The sequence below is a fragment of the Spirosoma koreense genome (assembly GCF_054777875.1).
Map to the genome: position 1 here is coordinate 177,695 of NZ_BAAHAC010000029.1, position 26,934 is coordinate 204,628.

Sequence of the window (26,934 nt, forward strand, 5' to 3'; positions counted from 1 at the left end):
CTCCTTCGGTCAGAAACCTGCGAAATGGCGCACTATGTGAATCCCCGACTTAGGTAGGTCGGGGATTCTGTTTATGGAGTTGAGTAAATCAGAAAGTTTGTGTCGAAAGACCTACAGGCGATTGAAGCCAGATTTCGCGTCGCTGACCACCTCTTTTGCCTTCGCTTCGGTTTTGCTGGCCAGGTCGTCGAGTTCGTCCTGTGCATCGTCGATACCGGAACTTACTGAGTCCTGAACGGTATCCCACGCGTCTTTGGCTTTAGACTTCGTTTTATCCCACTGGTGCTTAGCTTCTTTCGTTTGTTCGCTTAACGAGCCGACTAGCTGTTTACGGAGTTTTTTACCAGACTTGGGGGCGAACAGGATACCAATGGCCAGGCCAGTCGCCAGGCCAGTGAGCAAACCCGATAAATAAGTCTGATCAGTGAGGTAATCTGCCGGGTGTTTTTTTTTGTAAAACATGGTAGTGAGTGTGTTTAAGTTTTCGAAAAGAAAATCGTTTACAGCGTCCTCTAAAAAAACCATGCCAAACTCAAATCAACAGGGTATAGAATTTTATTGAGTATATTTACAGATATCTTCTATACCAATATCACACATATATGTAGTGAAAATTACCCAAAGCGGGGAATAAATTTCCAGTTAATATTCTCTATAATATACTAAAATAATTAAATATATTGTACTTAACAAACACCGATAACCGTTTCCTAACAGAATCAAGACAAAAGTACCAGATACAATTGTAGCTACTACATTAGTACAAATACTTACATAATCAAACCAACTATTATCAGAATGATCGAGTATAAATACTCAAATATATTTATATGTACGTATCGAAACGTTGCGCTTATTCGACATAGGATTGGCTACTGAATTCCAATAGACTACGGTCAATCTGGTCGTCATAAAACAGGTTGTCCAACATCTGCTCCGTCTGCCAGATAATGTGACTACGATGCTTACTGGCTAAGATGAAAAGGCCCGGCTGCAGCCTAAGGAAGGAATATATCTTTTGCAGGAATGCCGCTGAGAACAGTTCAATCAATCTGTTCTCAGCGGCATTCCGTACAGCAAACTTTCTTTACCGTCGTCGCGAAACCGGATTTTCTTTTCGAAGCGTAAACCCAGTTTTTCGAGCAATTGAATTGAAGGAGTATTATCTGCCGTTGTAAGGCCCGTAAGGCGCGCCAGCCCGAGTCGATTAGTGGCGTAGGTAATCACTGCTGTGGCCGATTCATAGCCGTAACCACGACCGGCGTAGGCAGGCAGAACCGCAAATCCAATGTCCACGTCGGGCAGGGTTTCCCGTTTGAACAAGCCACACAAGCCAACAGGTCGGCCGTTCTCTTTTTGTCTGACCAGATACGGACCGAACCCAAACTGCTCATAGCTTTTCAACGGGCCATTCTGAATGTAAAGTCGCGCGTCATCGAGCGTTCGAACGCCCCGATCGCCAATAAATTCGAGCCAGGTAGACGAGTTGAGCAGGTCGAGCACGAAAGCGGCATCCTCGACCGAAAAATTGACCAGTTGCAAACGTTTCGTTTCAATCATGGCAGGAACGCGGCTACGTTACCCTACTAAAATGCTACCGCTTTAAGCCGCAGACCGGCATCTTCAGGTAAGCCAAATACTAGATTCATGTTCTGAACCGCCTGGCCCGATGCGCCTTTGGTCAGGTTGTCGATGACGCTCGTGATCAGCAGCTGCCCGTCGTGAACTTCCAGGTGCAACAGGCACTTATTCGTGTTCACGACCTGCTTTACGTCTACGGGAGCATCGCTCAGATGCGTAAACGGATGCGATTCGTAGTAGCTGCGATACAGTTGTTTGGCCTCTTCCACCGTTCCTGAGTAAGGCGTGTAGACATTGGCCATAATCCCCCGCGTAAAATCGCCCCGGTAGGGCACGAAGTTGATCGCGCTATTGAAGTCTGGTTCGAGTTGAGTCAGGCTCTGGCGAATTTCGGCCAGGTGCTGGTGGGTGAATGCCTTATAAATCGAAACGTTGTTGTTCCGCCAGGTAAAACCCGTAGTGGGCACCAGCGCCTGCCCGGCTCCGGTGCTACCGGTAATCGCACTGACCTGAACCGCATCGATCAGTTTACCTGCTTTGGCCAACGGCAGCAAAGCCAGCTGAATACTCGTAGCGAAACAGCCAGGATTGGCAATCCGCGTCGATTCCTGAATCCGTTCCCGCTGCAACTCCGGTAGCCCATACACGAAGTCATCGTGTTCGTCGCGGAAGTCAGCGCTCAGATCGATCACCGTTATATCGTCGGAGACTTCGTTTTCGGCCATAAACGTCACCGATGCGCCATGCCCCGAGCAGAGAAAAATCACATCGACGCCTAGGGTTTCGCCAGACGTCCCTCCTTCGTTTGCCGAGAGCGCCGGAGTCAGATCGATATCACCCGAAAACGTCAAATCCGTATCACCCAGCAAATCGGTATGCGTCATCCAGACTGGCTTGCCCGCCTGGCTGTTGCTGTGCACAAACGCAACATTGACAAAAGGATGATTCAATAAAATGCGCAACAGCTCGCCACCCGTGTAGCCCGCTCCGCCAATGATACCCACATTCAGTTTCATTCAGGAAAGAATTCGTTTGTATAAGGCAACATGTTCGGCGGTAAATTTGTCCCACGAAAACAAAGAAGCTCGCTTTAATGACTTTTCTGCCATCATTTCTCGGGTCGATTCGGAGTTTACTACCTGAAGAATGGCCTGACAGAGCGCGTCTACATCCATCGGCGGTACCCGCAGGGCGGCATCACCCACCACTTCGGTAATGGCTGGAATATCCGACGTGACCACCGGCAAACCGCACTGCATGGCTTCGAGGGGCGGCAGGCCGAATCCTTCGTACCGGGATGGATACACAAACGCCGTTGCATCGGAATACAAAGGCGCCAGGTGCTCATCAGGTACGAAACCCGTAACGATCAGCCGCGAGCGCAGCGCTGGATTCTGCGTTAGTTCGGCCATGATCTTGTCGAACTTCCAGCCTTTCGTTCCTACCAGAACCAGCTTCATATCAGCCGGAATCGCACGGCTGTTCGCCAGTTCCACAAACGCCCGCACCAGGTGATCGATATTCTTCCGTGGCTCGAAGGTAGCTAAACTGAGCAGATAAGGCGCATCGCCGATTCGGTACTGGGTCCGTATGGCCTGTTTATGGGCCTGATCGGCTACGGAATAGAACAACTTTGGCGAAGCCGCCAGATGAATCGGGGTTACCCGACTCGGGTCGATACCAGTATACTCACAGACATCGTCTTTGGTTGCGTCGGAGATTGTTACAAGCTGCGTTTCCGGCGTCAGATGATCCAGTACCTGCCGAACGGTGGTGTCGCCACTGGGAAACCATTCCGGATGAAAAATCTGGATTAGGTCATGAATGGTCTGGACCGTATGAATCGAATGATTACGACCAACGGCGCCGGGAATCGGGTAGAACGGTGAATGATAGATACTTCCCGCAGCCCAATGGTCTGTGTTGAACCGCAGGGTTTCGGGGCCGAAGGTTTTCCGGGCGCGGTAAAACCCTTCCCGGATCACTTTTGTCGGTAAACTACTGATGGCCAGCGGGCTGAGCAGGGTATTCTCTACCGTACCCAGCACCTGGTCGGTCGACCGGTTGACAAACTCGGGGCGCGACCGACCAAATACCGTACGGACGTAACGCATGGTCTCGGACAGGTGCGACGAAGCCGCCAGCGACAGATGAACCTCGTCGTGCCACCACAGGCCCGTCATCAACTGATCAACCACCCGGTTTACGCCTGTCTGGGCCTGCCGGTGGTAAAACCCAATCCCCAGCAGGCTGGCATCAAGAATTATGTTCACGAATTTTCTCGTAAATCATGACCTGGTTGGACGCGACTTTCGAGAATCCCCGCACGTCGTCGCCGGTCCAGGCGTTATTCATTTCCCCATAGCTACCGAAAGCCGACGACATCAGATCGTGTTCCGATTCGATCCCCAGCACCTGGAACCGATACGGAGCCAGCAGGACGTGTACTTTTCCCGATACATGCGTCTGCGTATCGGCCAGAAACACTTCGATATTTCGCATGACGGGGTCCATAAACTGGCCCTCGTGGAGCATGGTTCCGTACCAGTTGGCCAGTTGTTCTTTCCAGTACAGCTGCCATTTTGCGAGCACATGCTTTTCGAGGGTATGGTGCGCTTTGATCAGGATCAGCGGAGCGGGTGCTTCAAAACCGACCCGGCCTTTGATTCCGATGATCGTATCGCCCACGTGGATATCCCGTCCGATGCCGAAGGGTCCGGCCAGCTCGGTGAGTTTACGAATGGCGTCTACCGGATTGGTAAATTTCTCGGCTCCCACGCCTTTGATCTCACCGTGTTCGAACGTAAGCGTGATGGTTTCGGGCTCGGTTTTCGTGACCTGGGTCGGCCAGGCCGATTCGGGCAGAAACTGGTCGGACGTCAGGGTTTCTTTGCCGCCAACCGACGTGCCCCACAGGCCTTTGTTGATGGAGTAAGCCGCTTTGTGCCACTCCTGGTCTACACCTTTCGCTTTGAGGTATTCGATTTCGGCCTCCCGCGACAGCCGCAAGTCGCGGATGGGCGTGATGATTTCAGCGTCCGGAGCAATGATCCGAAAGGCCATATCGAAACGAACCTGATCGTTACCGGCCCCCGTACTACCGTGCGCAATTGCCGAAGCACCGATTTCGCGGGCATACTCGGCAGCGGCAATGGCCTGAAAAATCCGTTCGGCACTGACACTGAGCGGATAGGTGTTGTTTTTCAACACATTCCCAAATACCAGGAACTTCAGGCACTGCTGGTAATACTCATCTGTTTTGGCAATCGTTTTATGCGATTTCACCCCCAGCGAATACGCCCGTTCTTCAATGGCTTTCAGCTCCGCGTCGGAGAAGCCGCCCGTATCGACCAGCACCGAGTACACTTCCATGCCCCGGTCTTCCGACAAATATTTAACACAGAAGGAGGTATCGAGACCTCCGCTAAAGGCAAGAACTACTTTTTGAGACATCAGAACAGAAGACGCCGGACCCCAGTCCGTCATCAGGATAGTTTTGGACGGGCAAATATCGGGCTTCCTGCGTTACATTTTGCAATTACTCCGCTTAATGTCGGCAGGGAATTAGCGCTAACAGGCTTCTACCCACTTTGATCACCCGAATTTCTGACCTGCCGTTTACACCGAAACTTACTCCCGGTCAGCCAGCTTACTCTTACGGAAGCCGTAGAGAAAGTAGATGGTCAGCCCGATCACTAGCCAGATACCGAAAATCTGCCAGTTGCTGGCACCGAGTTCGGTCATGAGATACAGGTTCGTCAGAATGCCGATAACGGGTAGCAACGAGAAATTATAGAGAAAGCCCTGCACGGACAAGATGGCCCACACGCCCCAGAAAACCACCAGTAGCGGGCGCTCTTCGAGCGTTTCGAGTGGGCTACCCTGGGTTAATGCGTAAACCAGAGAAATCAGGAACAGTACGCCAATAATGTATTTTCCGTTGACGTAAGGCACCTTGAATTTAGACTGCGCCGACAGCCCCCTGGCGTCCAGGAAAAGAATACCGGCACAGACGAGAATAAACGCAAAAAATGTGCCCACACTAGTCAGGTCGACGAAGGTCTTCAGGTCCAGAAATAACGAGGGAACGGCCACAATGACGCCCGTCACGATGGTTGAAAAGGAAGGGGTTTTATACCGGGGATGAATGCGCGAAAATCGCTCGCCCAGCAAACCATCCCGGCTCATGGTCATCCAGATGCGCGGTTGCCCCAGCTGATACACCAGCAACGCACTGGTAATAGCTACCACGGCACTTACGGAAATGACGCCCGCTACAAAATCGAGGTTTACTTTCTGAAACACATACGCCAGCGGATCACTTACGCCCAATTCCTTGTAGTTGACCATACCAGTTAGCACCAGCGTGATGAGCACGTAGAGAACGGTACAGATCGCCAGACAATAGAGCATCGCGCGGGGCAGATCACGCTGTGGATTTTTACACTCTTCGGCGGTGGTGGAAATGGAATCGAAGCCGATGAACGCAAAAAATACCGATGCGACCCCGCTCAGTACGCCCGACACGCCGTTTGGGGCAAAGGGCGACCAGTTGGCAGGTTTTACGTAAAACGCCCCCACGGTGATCACCAGACCGATGACCGCTAGTTTGAGTACCACCAGAATATTACTCGCCGTTCTGGATTCTTTAATGCCGATGTAAACCAAAGCGGTAATAAGTACGGTAATGGCTCCGGCGGGCAGGTTGGCAATCAGCTTCAGATTCCCCAACATCGGGGCATGGGCAAAAGCATCGGCCAGTGTTTGTTCGGGGCCTGTGAGTGTTTCCCCCGCTTGTAGTTTGGCAAAAGCCGCAGATGCCGAACCGTAATCCGTAGCGAAATATTTTGGAAACGTAATCCCAAATCCACTGAGCATGGACGTAAAATACTCCGACCACGAGATGGCGACGACCATGTTGCTGACCGCATATTCGAGAATGAGCGCCCAGCCGATCACCCACGCAAAAATTTCGCCGAAAGCGACGTAGGCATAGGTATAAGCGCTGCCGCTCACGGGTACGGTACTGGCAAACTGTGCGTAACTTAGCGCGGTAAACACGCAGGCAATGGCCGTAAAGACAAACAACAGCGATACGGCCGGGCCGCCGTTGTAACTCGCCAATCCAATCGTGCTGAAGATACCGGCTCCAATGATGGCCGCAATTCCAAACGAAGTCAGATCGCGGACACCCAGGGTTTTGACCAGTTTACTCGATTCGCCTTCGGCGGCATCGTTCAGGATTTGGGCTACGGTTTTCTTTCGGAAAAGCGACATGGTGGAAGAGGAAAAACGGCGTTTATCGATGTTAAACAGCTAAAATAGCTATTCTTTCCGGTTTTCTGTCTGTTCCAGTCTGGTCGGAGGTACGACAGGTGCCTGCTTTTCGCCCGGATTGCCCGGATAAACAGGATTCGTTCTTCAAAAAACATCCTGTTTATCCGGGTAGTCCGGGCGAAAATAAACTTGTCTTGCATTCATCAGATCAACGCTATGCCAATTGATTCGTCTTTGTCGTTTAATTGACAGTCTTATTCATAAATTATGTCCATCCGCGTTCAACAGCTGACCAAAGAATATAAGCAGCAACGGGCCGTCGACCAGATTTCCCTTACCGTTGATCCCGGCGAAATTGTCGGTTTTCTAGGCCCCAATGGTGCCGGAAAATCAACGACGATGAAGATCGCCACGGGTTATCTACCACCCACCGATGGAACCGTCGAGGTAAACGGGTTCGATGTTCGCACGCACCCGATGGAGGTACGCCGGAGTGTCGGTTACTTACCTGAACACAATCCACTCTATCTGGATCTCTACGTAAAGGAATACCTGCGCTTTGCCGGATCGTTACACGGGCTGAGCGGTTCTGGCCTGAGCCAGCGTATTGGGCAGATGATCGAGCTGGTCGGTCTGGGTCGTGAACAGCACAAACGCATCGGGCAACTTTCCAAAGGGTATCGTCAGCGGGTCGGTTTAGCGCAGGCGCTCATTCATAACCCACCGGTGCTGATCCTCGATGAACCCACGACGGGTCTCGACCCTAACCAGTTAGCGGAGATCCGGCAGGTGATCCGCGATGCCGGTCGCGACAAAACAGTGCTTTTTTCGACCCACATCATGCAGGAAGTCGAAGCCGTGTGCGATCGGGTGGTTATCATCAACCGGGGACATATCGTGGCCGACGGTTCGCTGAGTCAGCTTCGTAGCGCTTCGGCGGGCGTGGGCGTAACGGTAGTAGCCGAGTTTGAAAGCGACTTAACCGATTCCACCATACTCGGCTCAGTACCGGGCGTCGAGCGGATTGAGCCACTGGGCCAGGGGCAGTACCGCATCTCGGCGAGCCCAACGACCGATCTGCGGGCCGCCATCTTTCGCCTGGCCGCCGATCAGAACCTAACCCTGGTTGGCCTTCGGCAGCAGGAAAGCTCACTCGAAGGAATTTTCAAGGAGCTGACAAAGTAATGTAAAATGAATAATGGAGAATGTATAATGACGGGACAACTCCCATTATACATTCTCCATTATTCATTTTATAGCACCCTTACCGCGCTGTGGCCATCAGCGGATACTGGTCAAAAATGGATCGGACAATTCCTTTGAAGTAGTTATTCTTGAAGTTCTGGTTGCGCATCATTTTCGAAGCGTAGCCTTTCCAGATGACTTGATACGATTCGGCATCGATGAGCGAAATCATCAGGGTACCTTCATCCAGGTTATAATCGATCCGTTTGTAGGTAGCATCTTCGTCTTCTCGCACAACCCAGTCTTTAATGACGGGCTGCTGATACCCCCGGAAGCGAAGATCGGACCGGAAAATATTATATGAGATCAGTAAGTTTGGGTTACGGTTGCTAACGCGATAGCCCCGGGCTTCCATCTGGTGCCGGATGGCATCCTGAATGTCGGAGCAAAGCAGCGTTGAATCGACAAATTCGCACTCCAGAAAATTAAAGGATTCGTAGTTTTTGAAATGGCCCTCGTAGCTATAATCATGCTCCACAAATAACCTGCTCGATGAGCAACCGGCCAGTACCACAACGGCCAGGGCAAACAGAATTCCGATGCACTTTTTCATACCCACAGTTGTAAAAAGTTTTCAATAATAAAATTTAGGCTAATGTTTATACTGATGATACTATACTGGTCGAACCCAAATATAATCGTAAATGTTTGGCAAACAATGGTGCATTCACCAATTTTTAATGCTTTGTAAGGCCCCGGTAAAACTCCAGTCCCCGACGCATTTCGGCCGCCGTTACCGGGACGTCATACGCACAACTTCCGGGTCCATCCAGTAGAGCCATCCGCACCTGATTTCCCCGATTTTTCTTATCCTGTAACGTCAGCGCCAGAATGGGTTCGATGTCTTCATCCACCAGTCGTACATTCCCATATACGGAAAAAAGGTACTCTTCGGTTGCGGTCAGCAGTGCCTGATCGATCATTTTTTTTTGAAAGGCGATGTAGGCTTCTGCAATCATCCCTACCGCAATGGCTTCGCCGTGCAGAAGCCGCTTGCGGGGCTGGGTCAGAAAGTGGGTTTCAACGGCATGACCGAGGGTATGACCGAAGTTCAGGATCTTCCGTAGCCCTTTCTCGGTCGGGTCCTCTGCCACGACTCGCTGCTTCACGCGCACCGAATGCGTCACGAGCTTATCCCAGTCCTGCTCATCCAGATCCCGACGGCGAATGTCGTCCCACATGGCGGCATCGGCAATGAGGCAATGCTTGATCACTTCGGCAAAACCCGACCGCAGTTCACGCTCGGGCAGTGTCGTCAGAAAGCCGGTGTCGATCAATACGGCGTCGGGCTGCTGAAAAACGCCGATGTGGTTTTTATACCCCCGGAAATCGATACCGAGCTTGCCGCCTACACTGGCATCGACCTGAGCCAGGAGCGTCGTAGGAAGCTGAACAAAAGCGATTCCGCGCTTATAGGTAGCCGCGCAAAACCCACCCATGTCGCCAATCACCCCACCACCTAGGTTCAGTACCAGTCCATGCCGGTCGAAATTGGCGCGGGTGAGTGCATCCCAGATCAGTTCGCATGTAGCAATATGTTTCTGTTCTTCGCCCGATTTGATCCGGATCAGGGTATGCCTGGGTAAAATCGGCTTCAGGTCGGGGTAGCAAAAACGAGACGTGTGGTTGTCGACAATGACAGCAACATCCGAGAAATCGTGAGAATCGAGGAAAGCGGCCAGACTTTCGGTGAGGGGGGCGATGGTTACAATTGACATGGGACAAAAATACGTTGGTGGCTGATGGGTATAAAGGCAGACTCCGAAGTATTTTTGGTCTTTCCCCTGTTCCAACCTGCTGCTCATGAAAATTCGTTACCGTGTCCTCTCGGTTTTGTTCCTGCTTTCGACCATCACCTACCTCGACCGCGTTTGCATGAACGTCGTGAGTAAATATGTGAAAGCCGATCTCCACCTCGATAACGAGCAGTTTGGATGGATTCTGGGTGCTTTTTCACTCTCATATGCCTTGTTTGAAATCCCGACCGGATCGCTCGGCGATAAGATTGGTCCCCGGCGTGTGCTGACTCGCGTCGTCCTGTGGTGGTCGGGCTTTACGGCCCTCACCGGTACGGCCTTTTCTTTTCTGTATCTGCTGATCGTTCGGTTTTTGTTTGGGGCGGGCGAAGCGGGGGCTTATCCGAACGCTTCGATCGTCATAGCCCGCTGGTTTCCGGCCGTCGAAGTAGGCCGGGCGCAATCGGTGATCTGGGCCGCCGGCCGGCTGGGCGGGTCTTTGACCCCGCTGGTGGTTATTCCGCTGGTACACTGGGCTGGCTGGCGCTGGGCTTTTGCCGCACTGGGTTTACTCGGCGTGTTGTGGGCCGCTGGCTGGTACGGCTGGTTTCGCGATGACCCGGCGGAGAAAACAGGAATTAGCGCGGCTGAAGTTGAGGAGATTGAAACCAACCGGAGTAGCAAGCCCAGCGACCATCGGATTCCGTGGACGACCATCATTCGCAATCCAGACCTCTGGGCGCTGATGCTGATGTGCCACTTATTTTTTTATGGATCGTATTTTTTTACCAACTGGTCGTCGGTGTATTTCCAGGAAGGCCGGGGCTTGTCGGAAGAGGATACCAAGAATTTTATCTCGCTCTCGTACTTTCTGGGCGCCATCGGCTGCCTGGTGGGTGGTGTACTGAGCGATGCCCTAACTAAACGCTACGGGCTGAAAATTGGCCGTCGGGCCGTCGGCATGGGTGGTCTGGGCATGTCGAGCCTGTTTTTTCTGCTGGCTGGCCTGACGACCGACAACCAGATGGCCGGTTATCTGCTGGCAGGCTGTGTTCTGCTGAAAGATCTGGCCTTGCCCGTTGCCTTTGCCGTATGCGTCGACATTGGCCAGCGAAACTCCGGTACCGTAGCTGGGTCGATGAATTTTGCGGGGCAGTTGGGTGGGTTTTTCATCACCATTCTGTTTGGTATCATCGTCAAACAAACGGCTAACTTCAATTACCCGCTCTTTATGATTGCCGGTTGCCTGTTTGTCAGCGCCTTACTTTGGCTGCGGATCGATCCGACCAAAACGGTATCCATAAACTAGATTTAAAAAGCCCGGGAGAATTTCCCAGGCTTTTAAATTCAGGAGATTACTTTCAGACCGTCGGCAAAGGCCTTCATTTGATCTATAGTGCCTAAGCTTACGCGGCACCAGTATTGGCCGTCGAATTTCCACTGGCGAATGCTTACGCCCTGTTCCATCATCCGGCCCACAAAGTCCTCGCCTTTCATCCGGATCGGGAACATCACGAAGTTGGCCCCCGATGGCAGTGGTTCGTAGTTGTGCTGTTTGAGCACACCCAGCAAATAATCCTTTGATTCTTTGGCCTTCCCGAGCGAAAAGTTGATGAACTCCTTGTCCTGCAGGCTGACCGTAGCGGCCCGCAGCGTAGTCATGCTCATGCTGCTGCCACCGGTGGCAAATTTGGCAATCTCTTCCAGCAACTCCGGCTTGGCAATCATGTAGCCCGTCCGAAGACCGGCAAAGCCGTGAACTTTCGAGAAGGTTTTGGTGATGATGACATTGCTACCCTTCTTCACCATATCGACCATCGAGTAGGCTTTCGGATCGGGCGTGTAGTCAATATAAGCTTCGTCGACCAGAATAGGCGTTTTCGCCCCTACGGCTTCGCAGAAGGCCCGCAGTTTCGTGGGGTCAACGATAATAGCCGTGGGGTTATTGGGGTTGCAGAGATAAACCATCCCAGTCTGGCTACCCACCCGTTCGTTCAGCTTGTTCAGGTTGATGTCGTAGCCATCGGCGGCTACCAGCGGTACGCGGTCCATGGTAATGCCATGCTTTACGGCCGTGCGCGGCAGCGCGTCAAACGTTGGGTCAGGAGCTACGATAGTACGGCCAGCATTGGGGCGATAAGCGGCCCAGAGTGAAGCTGCCGTCAGCAGTTCGCCCGAACCAGCGCCCAGCAATACGTATTCTTCAGGTACGCCTTCAGTATCGGCTACCAACTTGCGGAATTTCCGGGCGTATTCCATCGCGTACAGGTATCCGTCGGGAGCGGCTTCCGTAATGGTTTTCAGCGCTTTTGGCGAAGGCCCGTACGGATTCTCGTTGGCCGATAGCCGGGCTTTCAGGGGCCCTTTTGGCGCTTTATAGCCGACCGGCATTTGAGGTTCCAGTTCGCAGAATGCCGCCGGAGCAGCCGCCAGAGTCAGGCCTGATAACATACTGGCCCGCAGCCAGTCACGACGATTGATGGACATAGGAGAAGGTAGATCTTAACGCGTTATTGATAAAGTAAGGAGTGTGTTCAACAATAGCCAGTTGCTCCGAAACGCAGCAACCGACGCCACAACCGGTACTCTGTCGGCCGATCAGCGATAGTCAAATATACGATTCACAAAAATAGCCTCAAATAATATTTTACCTATTCCCTTATTTACCTTCATATAATTTTATTAATTGTAAAAAACTTAAAATATTTTATAATTTTAATAGCTTTCATTTGTATCAGTCAGAACTACTACGGCATCCGGTTCAAACGGCTCTGATATTCCAGCCGCCCGCGTTTACGTTCTATCAGTAAGGATATCGTGCCCATATTTAATCGTCCTGATCTACATGATTTTGGCGTACTGTGCGTTACCTTATTGCATAGGTATACTGCGCACATGCTATGAAAACGACCATTACGGCTGGATTACTATCGGTGATTTTGTTGGTACTGATGGTGCTGGCCTGCGACACACCCGACACAAGCCCAACCCCCGTGGGCCACATGCGCCTGTCGTTCGACAATGTCGTCGGTTCGTCCGACCTGACTCTGAACACCGGCTCGTACCAGAACGCAGCTGGCGAATCGTTCACTGTGACGAAGTTCAATTATTTCGTGAGCAATATCCGGCTTCGCAACCAGGATGGCAGCGAGTACGTGGTGCCCCAGGACAGCAGCTATTTCCTGATCCAGGAAGATCGACCGGCCTCGCAGACGATTACTCTGAACAATGTGCCCGTCGGAAATTATACCGGCGTCACGTTCCTGATCGGTGTCGACAGCCTACGGAATCTGGCCGACCTATCGAAACGAACGGGCGTGCTCGACCCCGGCCTGACGACGCACGATCCGATGTACTGGGACTGGAATACGGGGTATGTGTTTCTGAAACTGGAGGGTACTTCTTCGGCTGCGCCAGCCGCACAGAATAATTTATTTTTGTACCACCTGGGTGGTTTTGGCCGGAATTATGATGGTAAGCAAACCGTTAATAACCTACGTACGGTAACGATCCCGTTCAGGAACGACCTGGCCAGTGTGCAAACCAGCGCGACCCCGACGGTTCGGCTCACGACCGATGCGCTAAAAGTGTTCAATGGTCCTACCCAACTCAGTATTGCTCAGCACTCGTCGGTAATGTTTGAAACCTACTCGACTAATATTGCGGATAATTGCGCGCAGATGATCAGCTACGATCGCCTTCAGGCAAATTAATGACTCCACACCGTACAATATTACCAAAGCATATCTGGCTAACGATCAGCCTGTTTTTATTTAGCCTGGTCATTGCCTGCCAGACTAATAAAGGCACGGATCCGACCCCCGATCCGGGAGACGGGGGTGGTGTTATTTATAAAACCACGCCGGTAACGATTCCGCAGCCCGCTAACTTCCCGGCTAAGGTTTACGATCTGAGCCAGAACTCGCCGACGGTGGAGGGCGTGGCGCTGGGCAAGGCGCTGTTCTACGACGCGCAACTCTCGCGCGACAGTACCGTCAATTGCGGATTCTGCCACCAGCAGTACGCGGGTTTTGGGCACTCCGACCATGCGCTCAGCCACGGTATTGGCGGCAAGTTTGGCACTCGTAACGTGCCAGGTTTGCAGAATCTGGCCTGGGACCGAGCCTTTTTCTGGGATGGGGGCGTAACCAGCCTGGATGAGTTACCGATGACACCCATTCAGAATCCGGTTGAAATGGACCTGAAATTCTCGGATGCCCTAAGCCGTGTGCAGAAAAGCCCTAAATACCCCGCTATGTTCAAGGCCGCATTCGGATCGGATACGGTCACAACGGCGCGTTTTCTGAAAGCGATCTCGCAGTTTATGCTCACGCTCGTGTCGGCTGATTCGCGCTACGACAAATACGTTCGGAAAGAAGCCGGGGGCGACCTGACGGCCGATGAGCTGGCTGGCCTGAATTTATTTCAGCAAAAATGCACGACCTGCCACGCAACGGATTTATTTACGGATCGAAGCTTCCGGAATAATGGCTTGCCGGTCAGCGCGATCAACGATCAGGGACGCTATACGATTACGTTAAACGAAGCTGACCGGCTGAAATTCAAAGTACCGAGTCTGCGCAACGTCGAGCGCACGTTTCCGTACATGCACGACGGTCGGTTTGCCACTTTGGAGCAGGTTATCGATCATTATCGAAGCGGAATTAAAGACAGCCCTACCCTCGACCCTGCGCTGAAAGCCAACGGGCAGCTCGGTTTCCTGATGACCGACACGGAAAAGAAACAGGTGATTGCGTTTCTGAAAACCCTCTCCGACGACGCGTTCATCAACAACCGGGCGTTCAGTCCGAATTAATCAGAACCGGGATGTTCCGGTTCAGTGGACGTGACTTAACCGGTGCTGCCGGATATTGAACAAGTGGGTGATGACCAGGCCCGCCGATGCCGCGTAAGCCAGGTATTCGAAAGCGGGGGCGACGTCTTCCAGCAGAAGCGCGATAGTGAACAAGCCCAGAAACCCCCACAAACTGCGTTTGATGGCCAGGGGAGCGTAATGCCGGGTAGCAAAATACACCGCGACAATATTGACGCCGATAAAGATATAATCCAGACTCAGGTAACCAACGCGCAGCTGTTCGTTCTGAAACAGGGCCGAGGTCATTAACAGCACGGGCGTAATGAGGCAATGGATAATGCACAGAACCGAGCCGGTAATGCCAATATAATCAGCTTTGCGGGAAAGAATATCTGTCTTCATGAGCAGGCACAAAAATACGACGCTTTTCGGCAATCGTATTCTTGTCAACCGACTTTTTTGCAACAAAGTTGCGCAAAATCGTATAAATTAATAAAACGGGCCGTTCGGGGGTCAATTGATCTTGGTCAGCAGCGTATACCCCATCAGTTTTCCATTCTTGTTATACGTTTCTGATTTGACATCGAGAATCTGGTTATCGGCCCGATAGCTGATGGTGTGCATGGAATTGCGAACAGGTATGCCCATCACGCGCGTCTCAGAATTCATGTCCGACGTGATTTTGTAGGCGTTGAAGGTTCCGGCGGGCGTCGTAATCGACTCCTTCCCTTCTACCTGCCGGTTGATCATGTTCATGGTCATGGTCGTCATCGTGTTGCCGCTCATGCTCATCTCGGCTTCCATCTGGCCGTCGCTCAGTTTCTGCCCTACGGTGAACTTACCGGGATAAGCCAGCTTGTTGGATTTCATCTTCATTTCCATATCTTTTGGCCCGTTCGACTGCATCGACTGAAACAGGCCCGACATATCGGCAATCAGTTCGTCGCCGGTGCAGGTATAATGCACGGCATAGGGCGGCCGCGGATTGCCTTTTTCGTCCTGGAACTGCGCCGAAATATCCATTACGGTCGAACTACCTTCTTTATGAACCTCTTTGACCTGATACGTAATCTTTCCCGTAGGTTTGTCCTTAGCGTTGAAGAGACTCATTTCAAAGCCCATCCCGGCCTTGAAAGTCATACCCAGACAATCCTGCGCCATACTTTTTATACCTATAAGTGTGGTCAGTACCAGTGAAAAAACTAGTGATTTCATGCGAATAAATGTCATTTGGTTAGGAAGTCAAAAGTAGCGACCAGACAGCATCGCGACCGAAAACCTTGAGGGAACGGCTGATTATGTATGATGTATAATGTATGATGTATTGTGTAGATGGGCAATAGCAGCATCATACATTATACATTATACATATTTCACGCCCAGATCATACTGACGACGCCTAAAAGCATAATCAGTTTACAGAGGTTACTGAGCGCGCCGAAATCACGCCGGGTGTCGGCCACGACGAGCTTGTAAGTAAGCCAGGCAATTGGAATCAGCAGGAGTAGCAGAATCAGCGTAAGCCGGAAGTTATTGAGCGAGTTGGCAATAAAAAACAGACTGATTATAAATGCACCGATCAGGCCGTATAGCAGGTATTTGGTTCGGCGCAAGCCCCACACGATGGGTAAGGTCCGGCAACCAAAGCGGGCGTCTCCCCGGATGTCCTGCATGTCTTTAATGATTTCGCGGATCAGGGAAATACCAAACGAAAACAGCGCGTACATCAGCAGCATGCCCACGTTGTGCCGGTAATAGATGGCCAGCACCAGCAGGGAGAGTGCCGTAAGCAGCGAAACGATGACATTGCCAATGAGCGGTTGCCGTTTGAACTGCGCTGAATAAAACCACAGCAATGAAACCGCCACGACGTCGATCAGAAAAACCCATTTACTAAGATAAAGCCCGATCAGACAACCAATTACGTTCAGGATTTGATGCACTCCCATCGCCACCCGGCGCTTGAGATACCGTCCGATAATAACCCGCTGGGGCTTATTGATCAGATCGATTTTGATATCGAAATAATCGTTGATGATGTAGCCCGCAGCCGTAATGCAAACCGTCGATAGAGAAAGCAGCCAGATGGTCGGATCGGCAAGCAGCTTCCAGCGGCCGGCCGTATCGGGCCCAACTAAAAACAGCCGCGCCAGAAATTGCGTCAGCACAACGATCAGCAGATTCTGCACCCGAATCAGTCGCAGAAAACCAAACGTAAAGGCCGTGAAAGGAATAGACTGCCGCGCAACCATCGAGTGAGGTTTGAGGGTCAAAAATACAGCTTTTCCGACAAAGAGGAAAATCCCTTTGGATAAGTAGCGAAAAAGCTAATCAATTGTGATACAATTCGTTATTATCAAAGATTTTAGCCGACAAACGTCCATAAATAATGCACCGGCAGCCTCCCCGAAGCGGCTGAAGGCGGGTCAGGACGAGCGGGTAATACAATTTTAACCTGTCCCGCCCAATTCGCCGGGATTCTTTTTGTATCCGTTTGTTGTTGAGAGACAAACTCGTTCTCTCACGCATGAAAATTGGCATTGTGTGCTACCCGACCTTTGGGGGCAGTGGGGTGGTGGCTACCGAACTCGGTAAGGCCTTGGCCAAAAATGGTCACCAGATTCACTTTATTACGTATCAGCAACCACCCCGACTCGATTTTTTCAACGAAAACGTCTTTTATCACGAAGTAAATATACCCACTTACCCGCTCTTTCAATACGCCCCTTACGAGTCTGCACTTGCCAGCGAGATGGTCAATGTCGTTATGAACGAAAACGTTGATCTACTGCACGTTCACTACGCCATTCCACACGCGTCGGCGGCTTATATGGCAAAAATGATTCTGCGTTCGCAGGGCCGTAATATCCCCGTTGTCACCACGCTCCACGGCACCGATATCACGCTGGTTGGGAAAGATGCTTCCTATGAACCCGTGGTCACGTTCAGCATCAATGAGTCCGACGGCGTTACGTCGGTCTCAGAAAACCTGCGTCAGGATACCTACGCGCACTTCAACGTGCATCGCGAAATCGAGGTCATTCCGAACTTCATCGATCTGGACCGGTTCAAGCGCCAGCAAAAAGAACACTTTAAAAAAGCCATCTGCCCTAACGGCGAAAAGCTGATCGTACACACGTCGAATTTCCGGCGCGTCAAACGCATCGACGACGCCGTCATGACTTTCTTCCATGTTCAGCAGCAGATACCGGCTAAACTCCTACTGGTTGGCGACGGCCCCGAACGCGCCCGCATCGAGCGGCTTGTGCGGGACCTGGGCATCTACGACCAGGTGCGGTTCCTGGGAAAGCTGGACGCCGTCGAAGAGGTACTGTCGGTGGCCGACCTGTTTATAATGCCATCCGAAAACGAAAGCTTCGGGCTGGCCGCTCTCGAAGCGATGGCCTGCGAAGTACCCCTCATCACCTCGAACGCCGGTGGTCTACCCGAGCTGAACATACAGGGTGTAACAGGTTTTCTGAGCCCGGTCGGTGACGTGACAGACATGGTCAAAAATGCCCTGTACGTTCTGGATGATGCGCACTTGCCTGTGTTTAAAGCAAACGCCCTGGCGCGGGCTAAAGAGTTTGAATTATCACGTATATTACCGCTCTACGAAGCCCATTATGAGCGCGTCGTACAGAGCGTCCTGAATAGTGCATAATGAACAATGGCCAAGGGTTAACGGTATACATACTGTTCGCCTGTTCGCTTCAGTTCCGTATACATTATCCATTCATCATTATTCATTGACCGGATGAATACAAACATACCCATAACCGACCGGAAGCGCGTGGTCATCGTCGGCGCGGGCTTTGGTGGGCTGAAACTGGCGCGGAAACTATCGCGCCGGAAAGAGTTCCAGATCGTGCTGATCAATAAACAGAACTACCACGAATTTCAGCCCCTATACTATCAGGTAGCCACGGCGGGTCTGGAAGCCAATTCCATTCTGTTTCCCCTGCGGGCGGTGTTTAGCAATTGCAAAGATGTTCATATCCGGGTCACGAACGTAACCGGTATTCGTCCGGCCGATAAAGCGGTCGACACCGATCTCGGCCCGGTTGCATACGATTACCTGGTAATAGCCACCGGTGCCGATACTAACTTTTTCAACCAGCAGAACATCATCGAAAAAGCCTTGCCGATGAAATCGGTGGCCGAAGCCATTGCCCTGCGGAATCGGATTCTGCAGAATTTCGAGGATGCGCTGAGCGTCGAAACGCTGGATGAAAAAGAAGGGCTGATGGATGTGGTTGTGGTGGGCGGAGGCCCAACCGGGGTTGAGCTCTGCGGCACCCTCGCCGAAATGCGTAAGACCGTGCTGCCCAAAGATTACCCCGAGCTGGATTTCAAGATGATGGACATTTACCTCATCGAATCGGGCGGGGAGCTGCTGGGCCCCATGTCCGTGCAGTCGCAGGAACATTCGCTGGCGTATTTGCAAAAGCTGGGGGTCAATGTCCGGCTGAACACCCGCGTCAAAGATTTCGACGGACGGATCGTTACCATGAACGACGGGTCGACCCTACGTACCAACAACCTGATCTGGGCCGCGGGCGTAAAAGCCAATCCGCTGGCGGGCCTGCCCCCCGAGGTGATTGGGCGGGGCGGGCGCATTCTGGTCAATCGATTTAGCCAGGTTCAGGGTTTCACCGATGTTTTCGCCATCGGCGATGTAGCGCTGATGACCGAGGAGAAATGGCCGAACGGACACCCGCAGGTAGCCCAACCCGCCATTCAGCAGGGACGCCATCTGGCTAAAAACCTGCTCCATTGGGCTCATAATGAGCAGCCCGAAGCCTTTACGTATCACGACCTGGGTACGATGGCTACCATCGGGCGTGGTCTGGCGGTAGTAGACCTTCCCTATTTAAAATTTCAGGGATTCTTTGCCTGGATAACCTGGCTGTTTGTGCACCTGATGTCGATTGTGGGGGTTAAGAACCGGCTCTTTATTTTTCTGAACTGGATGGCTAACTACCTGACTTATAGTAATTCGCTCCGGCTGATTATCCGGCCGAAGCTACCTAAAGGCGACGTACAGGCCATGCAGGAAAAAATCTCCGACCAGTTGGAAGTAAGTAAGACATAATCAAGATAGTAAACTAAATTTACTATACTAATTGACGAACAGATTTTCGTTGTACTTTTGTGCCATGAATTTGATGTTTAGCTGTATTGCTGTTTCTTTGAGCCAGCAGATCATCAGCTGACTCGACCGGCTTAACACCAATAGTATTGTATTATTTCATTTTTTAATCAACGTATTTCCCTATGGAGTCAACTACTGAAAAGCTGCAAACTATGGCTGGTCACGGTAAAACCCGGCCTAAAAATAGCGGTACTAAAAAGTTGTTCGATAATCCGATTCTGGAGGCTCTTTCGCGGACGCATATTTTGGTGCCTATTTCGATGTGGTTAGTGCTATCGGCCTTTTTATGCTGGTATGCTTTTACGTATACCGACATGAGCAACGGAACGATCGGTCTGCTGTTTGCAGCGGGGTTGTTTTCGTTTACATTATTCGAATATGTCCTGCACCGGTATCTGTACCATCTGACCCCATCTACACCCAAACGGGCTAAGATTCAGTACACTTTCCACGGTGTTCACCACGAATACCCGAAAGATAAAACTCGCCTGGCCATGCCGCCTGCGCTGGCTGTTTTTGTAGCGGCTTTCTTCTTTGGCATGTTTTTTCTGCTGATGGGCGAATCGGCTTATGCATTCTTCCCCGGCTTTCTGGTAGGCTATTCGGGCTATCTGGCTACCCACTTTATCGTGCATGCGTATGCCCCACCCAAGAATTTTTTCAAACAACTGTGGGTCAACCATAGCGTTCACCATTACAAAAATCCCGAAAGCAACTATGGCGTATCGACGCCCCTCTGGGATTACGTTTTTGGCTCCTTCCAGAAGTAAGAATTGATAAATAAAAAACGCCCGGCTGATCAATCAGCCGGGCGTTTTTTGTAACGTAACGTGGACGGTCGGCTGCGGCCGACCGTCCACGTTACGTTTTATTCACCACTCGGTCGCTTGATCCATTCCGTCAGGGGGACTACGGCGCCAAAATCCGGTGAGCCATCCGCTTTCCAGCTAAACGGCTGCATACGCACGGAACGCTGATCGCCACAGCCCTGCCCCGGGGCCGCGTTTGCATGATAAACCAGCCAGTTCTGCGTGCCATCGGGGGTGCTGAAAAAACTATTGTGCCCTACTCCATAAGCGCCGTTTCCGCCATTAGGACCAAAAACGGGCGTCGCCGATTTCATCCAGGATTTTGTGTCCAGCAGGTTCGCGCTGCTATCGGCAGAAAGCTGGCCCAGCGCATACAGGTCGGTGCCGCAAAAACTGGCCGAATACACCAGAAAGACTTTGTTGCCATGCGTCAGAAACTCCGGGCCTTCGTTTACCCCAAACCCCTGCTTCTCCCAGGCATAGTCGGGTGACGAAACCCGAATTCGGCTGGTACTCGCCACGGTATACGGATTCGAGAGTTTAACGATGTAGAGCTGTTGCGAACCGCCCAGGTCCGTCTCCCAACCCGACCAGGCAAAATACAACTGACCATTCAACTGCACTACGGTTCCGTCGATGGCCCATTTGTTCTCCGGCAGGTTCAGTTGCCCCCGGTCGACCCAGGTGCCCTGGGTTGGGTCTGCCGATTCATTTTCGAGCACAAACATCCGGTGGGTAGCATCGACCCCGTTGTTATCGGCTGCGTAGTAGATATACCATTTACCGTTCAGAAAATGGAGTTCCGGTGCCCAGATATCGCGCGAATTGGGGCCAGATACAGGCGGAGTCCAGACGGTCACGGGCCGGGCCGCACTCAACCGACTCATGGTTTTGGTTTTGTAGATGCGCAGGTTACCTCCGGTCGTGTGCATCACGTAATAAAAGCCATCCCTATAGGCCACCCACGGATCGGGTGCAGCCGTCAGCAACGGATTCTGGAACTTGCCGACCGTATCGGCCGTCGTTACAGGTGGTGGAGTCGGCGAGGAATTATCCGACGATTTACAGCCGTAGCAAACGACAAGGGCAAGAAACAAAACGTATTTCATGGTTGAGATAAAACAGATGAAACGCAACGGAGGCTGAGCCATACCAGCGTTTCTATGAGAACTTCTGGCATGGCTCGGCCTCCGTTACGCTGACCATTAATAATTCGGGTTTTGCGTCAGGTTCGGGTTCAGGTCCCGGTCCAGTTGCGGAATGGGCAGCAGCTCGCTCTTGCCTTTAACAAACGTCGAGAAGGCGGCATCGCGGCTGGCTAATTGCGGGCCCAGATCGCCCCAGCGTGCCAGGTCATTCCAGCGGTGCCCTTCGCCCGACAGTTCGGTTACACGCTCATGCTTGAGTTGAGCCAGAAACTGATCCGGCGTCAGACCGGGTTTGGCAACCGACAGTTTCGCCAGGCCAGCCCGCTGCCGAACCTGATCGACGTAGGTATAGGCCTGGGTTGTTTTGCCCGTTGCGTTCAGGGCTTCGGCGTACATCAGCAACACATCGGCATAGCGGATATATCGCCAGTTATTGGGCGATCGGTAGCCTTCCTCGTTTTTCCAGTGATCGTTCTGAAACTTCCGGAACCATACCCGCTTGTTATCCCGACCGTACCGCTGGGTGAAGGTCTGTCCGTAAATCAGGGTCGAGTCCGGGCCTTTTACGTTCGTGGAGTCGAACAAAAACGACGCAGCCAGACGGGGGTCGCGGGCGCCCGTGGTGGTGGGTTCGTTGAATTCCCGGGTTGGCCAGCGCTGCGCTTCGCCATCCGACCAGCCAATGCCACTTGGTCCGAAAAACTGCGCAATCGAAGTACCGTAGTTCTGGTTAGGCGTTTCGGTATCGTCGTCGGTATACTCCGCCGTATTGATCTGAAACTGCCACTCGAACACCGATTCCCGATTATTTTCCGTAGAAATCAGGAAATTGTCGCGGTAATTCGGCATCAGGGAATAAATGCTTTTCCCATCGCCTTCCACCAACCACTGCAGGGGAGTAAGCGCTTCGGTGTATTTGTGCTGCTGCATCTGCGCACGCGCCAGCAGGGCATAAGCCGCGCCTTTGGTAGCCCGCCCCAGATCGGCCGAACCGTAGGTGGTGGGTAAAACAGCGGCCGCTTCGGTCAGGTCTTTTTCGATCTGCGCCCACACTTGTGCCGTCGTCGCCGAACCAGGTTTATCGCCGACCACCGACGTTTTCAGGATAAGCGGTACATTACCCCAGAGCGTAACCAGGTGGTAGTAATACATGGCCCGCAGAAACTTGGCCTCTCCCAGATAGCGATTCCTCAGCGTCTCGTCCATCGGAATGTTCGGAACGTTGTCGATTACCTGATTCGCCCGATTGATACCGATGTAATTGTCGTTCCAGACGCCGTAGGCATTGCCATAGTTATAGTCCGTAATCAAAAACTGGTCCATATTATTGACAATGTCGGTAGCCGGACTTTGGCTGCGTCCTTCATCGGAGCGGATAATGTAATAAAACAGCATCCACCGCGAGATACTTCCCCGGTGCGTGGTACTGTACACCGCGTTCACGCCCGCCAGCGCATCGTCGGCAGTTTTCCAGAACGATTCGGTCGTCACCTGATTTGGATTGACGATATCTAAACGTCGGTCGCAGCCTGCCAGCGTCATGGCGGCAAGGACTGCCAATGAAATGAATCTATTTTTCATAGTAATTTCTCAGGAATGAATGTTAGGTCGTTGAAGTGATCATTCTTCGCCAGTACCATAAGTAATTTTGGGCCTAATGACCATCAATGAAAAAGAATGACTATTTCTATGACCATCCAGTTAAAAATCACAATTGACCCCTACCGACACGACGCGGGGCGACGGCCAGTGACCAAGGTCTACGCCCCGTTCCTGAATATTCGAACCCGTCACATCCGGGTCAAGACCCGTATATTTCGTAATCGTGAACAGATTCTGACCACTTACGAACACGCGCGCATTGCGCACCTTGATGCGATCGAGTACGACCCGCGGCAGCGTATACCCTACTTCGACGTTCCGCATCCGGACATACGAAGCATTTTCGAGCCAGCGATCCGTGTAAGCGAAGTTGTTTGAGATGATCCCCTGATCGCCCGACTCCAGGCCCAGACGGGGATCGCTGGTATTGGTATTGGTCGACGACCACGGGCTGATGTCACTCCGGAAATTGGTCAGCTGGTAACTATCCAGCCCACGGCGAACGTCATTGTACACGGTATAGCCAAAGACACCCGTCAGTTGCACGTTCAGCGAAAACTGTTTGTAGGATGCGTTGAACTGCGCTCCGGCCTGCAGTTTGGGCCAGGGTGAGGAAACAAACTGCCGGTCGTCGTTCTGAGTGATCTGACCATCGCCGTTCGTATCGACGTACTTGATATCGCCCGGTTTAGCATTAGGTTGAATCAACTGACCGTTGGGGCCTTTGTAGTTGTTGACATCTTCCTGGCTCTGGAAAATACCCGCCGTTTTCAGCACGTACCACTGCCCCACCGGCAAGCCAACCTGCGAGCGCGTATTGCCGCTCTGGATGTAGTTGATGTTCTGCCCCTGGTTGCCAACGTTTTCGACCCGGTTTTTGATGGTCGTGAAATTACCCGATACATCCCACTTCAACGCGTGTGCATTGCTGCGGTACGTGGCCGAAAACTCGACGCCTTTGTTACGAATCGACGCCGTATTGACGTACGGATTACCACGCAGGTTACCCAGATAGCCCGGCACAGCCAGGTTCAGGATAGCATCGTTCGACAACGAGTTGTAGACATTGATTTCGGTCGTGATCCGGTTGTTGAGGAAACTAGCCGATACACCATAATTCTGCTGAATCCGCTCTTCCCAGCGCAGGTCGGGGTTAGCCAGCTGCGCCTGATAAGCGCCTACGTTTGCCGTCTGGTCGACCCCAAAAATGGCCCGTGGATTGCTGTTGACGAAGGCCGTATACGGAAACGAACCCAGCGTAGGCACCACAATACCGAGTTTACCATACGACGCATTCAGTTTCAGATCAGAAATCCAGGTAACATGGAAAAAATCTTCCTGACTGATACGCCAGGCAGCTGCGACCGAGGGGAAAAAGCCCGTCCGGTTTTTGGGGCCAAAGCGAGAATCCTGATCCACACGACCCGTTAGCGTCAGCAGGTATTTGTCGTTATAAGCGTAGTTGACCCGGCCGATGTACCCCAGAATCCGGTAATCGTCGGGGGTGCTGCCGGCCGAATTCGAGATACCCGTGGCAGCATTGATGGTGTTGTAATATTGTCCACCGGCAAAGCCCAGATTGGTCCGCGAACCCGAGGTGATGTCGCGCCGGGTTGTCTGCTGGCTAATCCCGAGTACGCCGTTGAGGTTATGCAAGCCGAAGGTTCGGTTGAAGTTTAGGGTATGCTCGAACAGCAGGCTTAAATACCGCGACCGATCTTCGCTGACCGAACTGGCCACTGGCGACGCGCTGTATTGATACGTCCCGATCCGGCGCAGATTCTGCGTGTAGTCGAAGCTCACTTCCAGCCCCGCGTTGGCGCGGTAAGTCAGCCAGTCGGTCAGTTTCACATCGAGGTACGCATTGCCCACCAGCTTGGCAAAATTGCTGTTGTTACTGGCCAGGTTCCGAACCGCAACCGGGTTGAAGGCGTAGGTCACGGCATCGGGGTTCGTCCCGATCCCGTAGCCTCCCGGATTGCCCGCGTTGACGTAACGCGGGTCCTGCACCGGAATGACGGGCAGCATACCGGCCATGTCGTAAATCGGGTTCCCCGCCGGAAAATTCTGAATGTTCGAGTTGGTCAGCACCGCGTTCTCGCCGAACGTGAACCGACCCAGCTGGCTCCGCGTGTTGATGCGCAGGCTGGCCCGGTCGAAACTACTGCCGATCACGTAACCGGTGTTGTTGAAATAACTGCCCGAAATCAGATAGGTACCGGTTTTGCTCCCACCCGACAGCGTCAGGTTGTAGTCCTGCAGGCTACCCGTCCGGAGCACCTGGTCCTGCCAGTCGGTATTGATGTTCGGGTTGAACGTACCCGTCGCCACGCTTGCCGGGGGCGTCTGTCCGGCATTCTGATACTGAGTCCGCTGCGTGGCCGCAAAGTTTGCCGCATCCATCACATCCCAGCGTTTGTAGACCTGCTGAATACCGTATTTACCCGCAAATGAAACACGAATAGGGCCTTCTTTCCCTTGTTTCGTGGTGATGATAACCACCCCGTTGGCGGCCCGCGAGCCGTAGATAGCCGCTGCCGAAGCATCTTTCAGCACCTGGATCGACTCGATATCATCGGTATTGATGGTCGGGTTGGCATCGGCAATCATCCCGTCGATGATGTAGAGCGGGTCGGTGTTGAGGAAGCTGGCTACCCCCCGAATCTGAATCGAAGCCTGCTGACCCGGCACGCCCGTATTCCGGACCGTAACCCCGGGCGATAGTCCCTGGATCGATTCGGCCAGCGAGTTAGCCGTCACTTTGTTAGCCTGTGTGGTACTGATGACGTCGTTGGCTCCGGTCACGTCGCGTTTTCTGACGGTCTGATACCCGATCACGACCACTTCATTGAGGGTTCGGTTGTCGGGGGCCAGCTTCGCATTGACCACCGTGCTGTTGCCGATGGGTACGTCCTGACTGACGTAGCCTACGCTGGATACCGTCAGGGTAGTAGCCGCATCGCTCACGTTGAGCACAAAGCCACCGTTGGCATCCGTCGTCGTGCCGTTACTGGTTCCCTTCTCGATGACGTTGGCCCCGGGTAGGCCCTGGTTCGTTTCGTCGGTGATCTGGCCCGTAATGCGCTTGACCTGTGGAGCTTCGGCCAGCCCGGCAACGGCTTCAGTTCGGACGCTGGCCGACGGCGGAACGGTCGCTTCTGCCGGAGAGCCCGCGCCGGCGTTTTTTGGTAACGGAGCCTGGATAGCAAACAGGTTATCGCTGACCTTCCGGTACCGTAACCCCTGCGCTTCGATTAGTTGGGTTAAGGCCCGTTCGAGCGAAAGCCCCTCGACATCGATGTCGGTCTGGCGGCCGGCCAGCAACTGTTCGTCGTACGCGAAATTGACATTGAAGCGACGTTCCAGTTCAGTCAGCGCTTTTTTAAGCGAACGACTGCGGTGCGGACGCTGGCCCGTTGCTCCGTCGAGCGCAGCCTGCTGCCGCCCGACGGTATTCTCGACAATTGGCTGGGCGCGGGTCAGCAGTTGAGCAGCCGCCGGTTGGGGCATGGAATAAACCCCGACCAGCAACATAGAAAAGAACATATACTGGTTTTTCATAAGT

At 52.6% G+C, this 26,934-nt stretch carries 22 protein-coding genes; 7 read left to right on the plus strand and 15 right to left on the minus strand.

Annotated elements, in window-relative coordinates; all coding sequences use genetic code 11:
• Positions 1-111: 111 nt before the first annotated feature.
• The 6 genes from ACYVC2_RS28565 to ACYVC2_RS28590 all read right to left on the minus strand — a co-directional run bounded on the left by ACYVC2_RS28565 (position 112) and on the right by ACYVC2_RS28590 (position 6,858).
• Positions 112-462: a YtxH domain-containing protein gene (locus ACYVC2_RS28565; RefSeq protein WP_461108414.1), complete on the minus strand. Its 351-nt coding sequence runs from the start codon at positions 460-462 to the stop codon at positions 112-114.
• A 585-nt stretch (positions 463-1,047) separates the two neighbouring features.
• Complete coding sequence (locus ACYVC2_RS28570; RefSeq protein WP_461108416.1) at positions 1,048-1,560, minus strand: GNAT family N-acetyltransferase; 513 nt, start codon at positions 1,558-1,560, stop codon at positions 1,048-1,050.
• Positions 1,561-1,586: 26 nt separating this feature from the next.
• On the minus strand, positions 1,587-2,597 hold the full coding sequence (gene argC / locus ACYVC2_RS28575; RefSeq protein ID WP_461108418.1) for an N-acetyl-gamma-glutamyl-phosphate reductase: 1,011 nt from the start codon (positions 2,595-2,597) through the stop codon (positions 1,587-1,589).
• The gene (locus ACYVC2_RS28580) at positions 2,598-3,854 is read right to left on the minus strand and encodes a glycosyltransferase family 4 protein (protein WP_461108420.1); all 1,257 of its coding nucleotides are present in this window, start codon (positions 3,852-3,854) and stop codon (positions 2,598-2,600) included.
• Positions 3,838-5,034: an argininosuccinate synthase gene (locus tag ACYVC2_RS28585; RefSeq protein ID WP_461108422.1), complete on the minus strand. Its 1,197-nt coding sequence runs from the start codon at positions 5,032-5,034 to the stop codon at positions 3,838-3,840. Before ACYVC2_RS28585 ends, ACYVC2_RS28580 begins: the two co-directional genes overlap by 17 nt.
• A 177-nt stretch (positions 5,035-5,211) precedes the next feature.
• Entirely contained in the window at positions 5,212-6,858 is a 1,647-nt protein-coding gene (locus ACYVC2_RS28590; RefSeq protein ID WP_461108424.1) for an amino acid permease, read from the minus strand.
• Between the two features lie 267 nt (positions 6,859-7,125).
• Here ACYVC2_RS28590 and gldA point away from each other — a divergent pair, with 267 nt between their 5' ends.
• Positions 7,126-8,043 carry a gliding motility-associated ABC transporter ATP-binding subunit GldA gene (gldA, locus tag ACYVC2_RS28595; protein WP_461108426.1) on the plus strand — a complete coding sequence of 306 codons (918 nt, stop codon included), beginning with the start codon at positions 7,126-7,128 and terminating at the stop codon, positions 8,041-8,043.
• Between the two features lie 79 nt (positions 8,044-8,122).
• Here the strand turns inward: gldA and ACYVC2_RS28600 are convergent, their stop codons facing one another.
• Positions 8,123-8,656, minus strand: coding sequence for a DUF4136 domain-containing protein (locus ACYVC2_RS28600; protein WP_461108428.1), 534 nt, complete (start codon positions 8,654-8,656; stop codon positions 8,123-8,125).
• A 124-nt stretch (positions 8,657-8,780) separates the two neighbouring features.
• A complete protein-coding gene (gene aroB / locus ACYVC2_RS28605; RefSeq protein WP_461108430.1) occupies positions 8,781-9,821 on the minus strand; it encodes a 3-dehydroquinate synthase in 1,041 nt (346 codons plus the stop codon).
• 85 nt (positions 9,822-9,906) lie between these two features.
• Between aroB and ACYVC2_RS28610 the strand changes: the two genes are divergently transcribed.
• Complete coding sequence (locus ACYVC2_RS28610; protein ID WP_461108432.1) at positions 9,907-11,148, plus strand: MFS transporter; 1,242 nt, start codon at positions 9,907-9,909, stop codon at positions 11,146-11,148.
• 38 nt (positions 11,149-11,186) lie between these two features.
• Here the strand turns inward: ACYVC2_RS28610 and ACYVC2_RS28615 are convergent, their stop codons facing one another.
• Positions 11,187-12,326 (minus strand): pyridoxal phosphate-dependent aminotransferase, encoded by a 1,140-nt coding sequence (locus tag ACYVC2_RS28615; protein WP_461108434.1) that lies wholly within the window; start codon positions 12,324-12,326, stop codon positions 11,187-11,189.
• 413 nt (positions 12,327-12,739) lie between these two features.
• Between ACYVC2_RS28615 and ACYVC2_RS28620 the strand changes: the two genes are divergently transcribed.
• On the plus strand, positions 12,740-13,552 hold the full coding sequence (locus tag ACYVC2_RS28620; protein ID WP_461108436.1) for an MbnP family protein: 813 nt from the start codon (positions 12,740-12,742) through the stop codon (positions 13,550-13,552).
• Entirely contained in the window at positions 13,552-14,655 is a 1,104-nt protein-coding gene (locus ACYVC2_RS28625; protein WP_461108438.1) for a cytochrome-c peroxidase, read from the plus strand. Before ACYVC2_RS28620 ends, ACYVC2_RS28625 begins: the two co-directional genes overlap by 1 nt.
• A gap of 21 nt (positions 14,656-14,676) precedes the next feature.
• On the opposite strand, the gene ACYVC2_RS28630 is transcribed toward ACYVC2_RS28625, so the two are convergent.
• The 3 genes from ACYVC2_RS28630 to ACYVC2_RS28640 all read right to left on the minus strand — a co-directional run bounded on the left by ACYVC2_RS28630 (position 14,677) and on the right by ACYVC2_RS28640 (position 16,907).
• On the minus strand, positions 14,677-15,057 hold the full coding sequence (locus tag ACYVC2_RS28630; RefSeq protein ID WP_461108440.1) for a MerC domain-containing protein: 381 nt from the start codon (positions 15,055-15,057) through the stop codon (positions 14,677-14,679).
• A gap of 111 nt (positions 15,058-15,168) precedes the next feature.
• A complete protein-coding gene (locus ACYVC2_RS28635) occupies positions 15,169-15,870 on the minus strand; it encodes a TapB family protein (RefSeq protein ID WP_461108442.1) in 702 nt (233 codons plus the stop codon).
• A gap of 158 nt (positions 15,871-16,028) precedes the next feature.
• On the minus strand, positions 16,029-16,907 hold the full coding sequence (locus ACYVC2_RS28640; RefSeq protein ID WP_461109724.1) for a geranylgeranylglycerol-phosphate geranylgeranyltransferase: 879 nt from the start codon (positions 16,905-16,907) through the stop codon (positions 16,029-16,031).
• Positions 16,908-17,182: 275 nt separating this feature from the next.
• On the opposite strand from ACYVC2_RS28640, the gene bshA reads away from it, so the two are divergent.
• From bshA to ACYVC2_RS28655, 3 genes are all read left to right on the plus strand, one after another.
• Positions 17,183-18,319, plus strand: a complete 1,137-nt coding sequence (gene bshA / locus ACYVC2_RS28645) for an N-acetyl-alpha-D-glucosaminyl L-malate synthase BshA (RefSeq protein WP_461108444.1) — start codon at positions 17,183-17,185, stop codon at positions 18,317-18,319.
• Between the two features lie 93 nt (positions 18,320-18,412).
• Positions 18,413-19,750: an NAD(P)/FAD-dependent oxidoreductase gene (locus tag ACYVC2_RS28650; protein WP_461108445.1), complete on the plus strand. Its 1,338-nt coding sequence runs from the start codon at positions 18,413-18,415 to the stop codon at positions 19,748-19,750.
• A 182-nt stretch (positions 19,751-19,932) separates the two neighbouring features.
• Entirely contained in the window at positions 19,933-20,580 is a 648-nt protein-coding gene (locus tag ACYVC2_RS28655) for a sterol desaturase family protein (protein WP_461108447.1), read from the plus strand.
• A gap of 98 nt (positions 20,581-20,678) precedes the next feature.
• Here ACYVC2_RS28655 and ACYVC2_RS28660 read toward each other — a convergent pair whose 3' ends face one another.
• The 3 genes from ACYVC2_RS28660 to ACYVC2_RS28670 form a co-directional block, all read right to left on the minus strand.
• Positions 20,679-21,728 carry a glycoside hydrolase family 43 protein gene (locus tag ACYVC2_RS28660; protein WP_461108449.1) on the minus strand — a complete coding sequence of 350 codons (1,050 nt, stop codon included), beginning with the start codon at positions 21,726-21,728 and terminating at the stop codon, positions 20,679-20,681.
• Positions 21,729-21,824: 96 nt separating this feature from the next.
• Entirely contained in the window at positions 21,825-23,348 is a 1,524-nt protein-coding gene (locus ACYVC2_RS28665) for a RagB/SusD family nutrient uptake outer membrane protein (RefSeq protein ID WP_461108452.1), read from the minus strand.
• Positions 23,349-23,468: 120 nt separating this feature from the next.
• Positions 23,469-26,930 carry a SusC/RagA family TonB-linked outer membrane protein gene (locus ACYVC2_RS28670; protein WP_461108454.1) on the minus strand — a complete coding sequence of 1,154 codons (3,462 nt, stop codon included), beginning with the start codon at positions 26,928-26,930 and terminating at the stop codon, positions 23,469-23,471.
• Positions 26,931-26,934: the final 4 nt, after the last annotated feature.

Bases quoted from the DNA above. Each gene is read 5' to 3' on its own strand.
- ACYVC2_RS28565 (WP_461108414.1), bottom strand. From the start codon at position 462: ATGTTTTACAAAAAAAAACACCCGGCAGATTACCTCACTGATCAGACT.
- ACYVC2_RS28570 (WP_461108416.1), bottom strand. From the start codon at position 1,560: ATGATTGAAACGAAACGTTTGCAACTGGTCAATTTTTCGGTCGAGGAT.
- argC (WP_461108418.1), bottom strand. From the start codon at position 2,597: ATGAAACTGAATGTGGGTATCATTGGCGGAGCGGGCTACACGGGTGGC.
- ACYVC2_RS28585 (WP_461108422.1), bottom strand. From the start codon at position 5,034: ATGTCTCAAAAAGTAGTTCTTGCCTTTAGCGGAGGTCTCGATACCTCC.
- ACYVC2_RS28590 (WP_461108424.1), bottom strand. From the start codon at position 6,858: ATGTCGCTTTTCCGAAAGAAAACCGTAGCCCAAATCCTGAACGATGCC.
- gldA (WP_461108426.1), top strand. From the start codon at position 7,126: ATGTCCATCCGCGTTCAACAGCTGACCAAAGAATATAAGCAGCAACGG.
- ACYVC2_RS28600 (WP_461108428.1), bottom strand. From the start codon at position 8,656: ATGAAAAAGTGCATCGGAATTCTGTTTGCCCTGGCCGTTGTGGTACTG.
- aroB (WP_461108430.1), bottom strand. From the start codon at position 9,821: ATGTCAATTGTAACCATCGCCCCCCTCACCGAAAGTCTGGCCGCTTTC.
- ACYVC2_RS28610 (WP_461108432.1), top strand. From the start codon at position 9,907: ATGAAAATTCGTTACCGTGTCCTCTCGGTTTTGTTCCTGCTTTCGACC.
- ACYVC2_RS28615 (WP_461108434.1), bottom strand. From the start codon at position 12,326: ATGTCCATCAATCGTCGTGACTGGCTGCGGGCCAGTATGTTATCAGGC.
- ACYVC2_RS28620 (WP_461108436.1), top strand. From the start codon at position 12,740: ATGAAAACGACCATTACGGCTGGATTACTATCGGTGATTTTGTTGGTA.
- ACYVC2_RS28625 (WP_461108438.1), top strand. From the start codon at position 13,552: ATGACTCCACACCGTACAATATTACCAAAGCATATCTGGCTAACGATC.
- ACYVC2_RS28630 (WP_461108440.1), bottom strand. From the start codon at position 15,057: ATGAAGACAGATATTCTTTCCCGCAAAGCTGATTATATTGGCATTACC.
- ACYVC2_RS28635 (WP_461108442.1), bottom strand. From the start codon at position 15,870: ATGAAATCACTAGTTTTTTCACTGGTACTGACCACACTTATAGGTATA.
- ACYVC2_RS28640 (WP_461109724.1), bottom strand. From the start codon at position 16,907: ATGGTTGCGCGGCAGTCTATTCCTTTCACGGCCTTTACGTTTGGTTTT.
- bshA (WP_461108444.1), top strand. From the start codon at position 17,183: ATGAAAATTGGCATTGTGTGCTACCCGACCTTTGGGGGCAGTGGGGTG.
- ACYVC2_RS28650 (WP_461108445.1), top strand. From the start codon at position 18,413: ATGAATACAAACATACCCATAACCGACCGGAAGCGCGTGGTCATCGTC.
- ACYVC2_RS28655 (WP_461108447.1), top strand. From the start codon at position 19,933: ATGGAGTCAACTACTGAAAAGCTGCAAACTATGGCTGGTCACGGTAAA.
- ACYVC2_RS28660 (WP_461108449.1), bottom strand. From the start codon at position 21,728: ATGAAATACGTTTTGTTTCTTGCCCTTGTCGTTTGCTACGGCTGTAAA.
- ACYVC2_RS28665 (WP_461108452.1), bottom strand. From the start codon at position 23,348: ATGAAAAATAGATTCATTTCATTGGCAGTCCTTGCCGCCATGACGCTG.
- ACYVC2_RS28670 (WP_461108454.1), bottom strand. From the start codon at position 26,930: ATGAAAAACCAGTATATGTTCTTTTCTATGTTGCTGGTCGGGGTTTAT.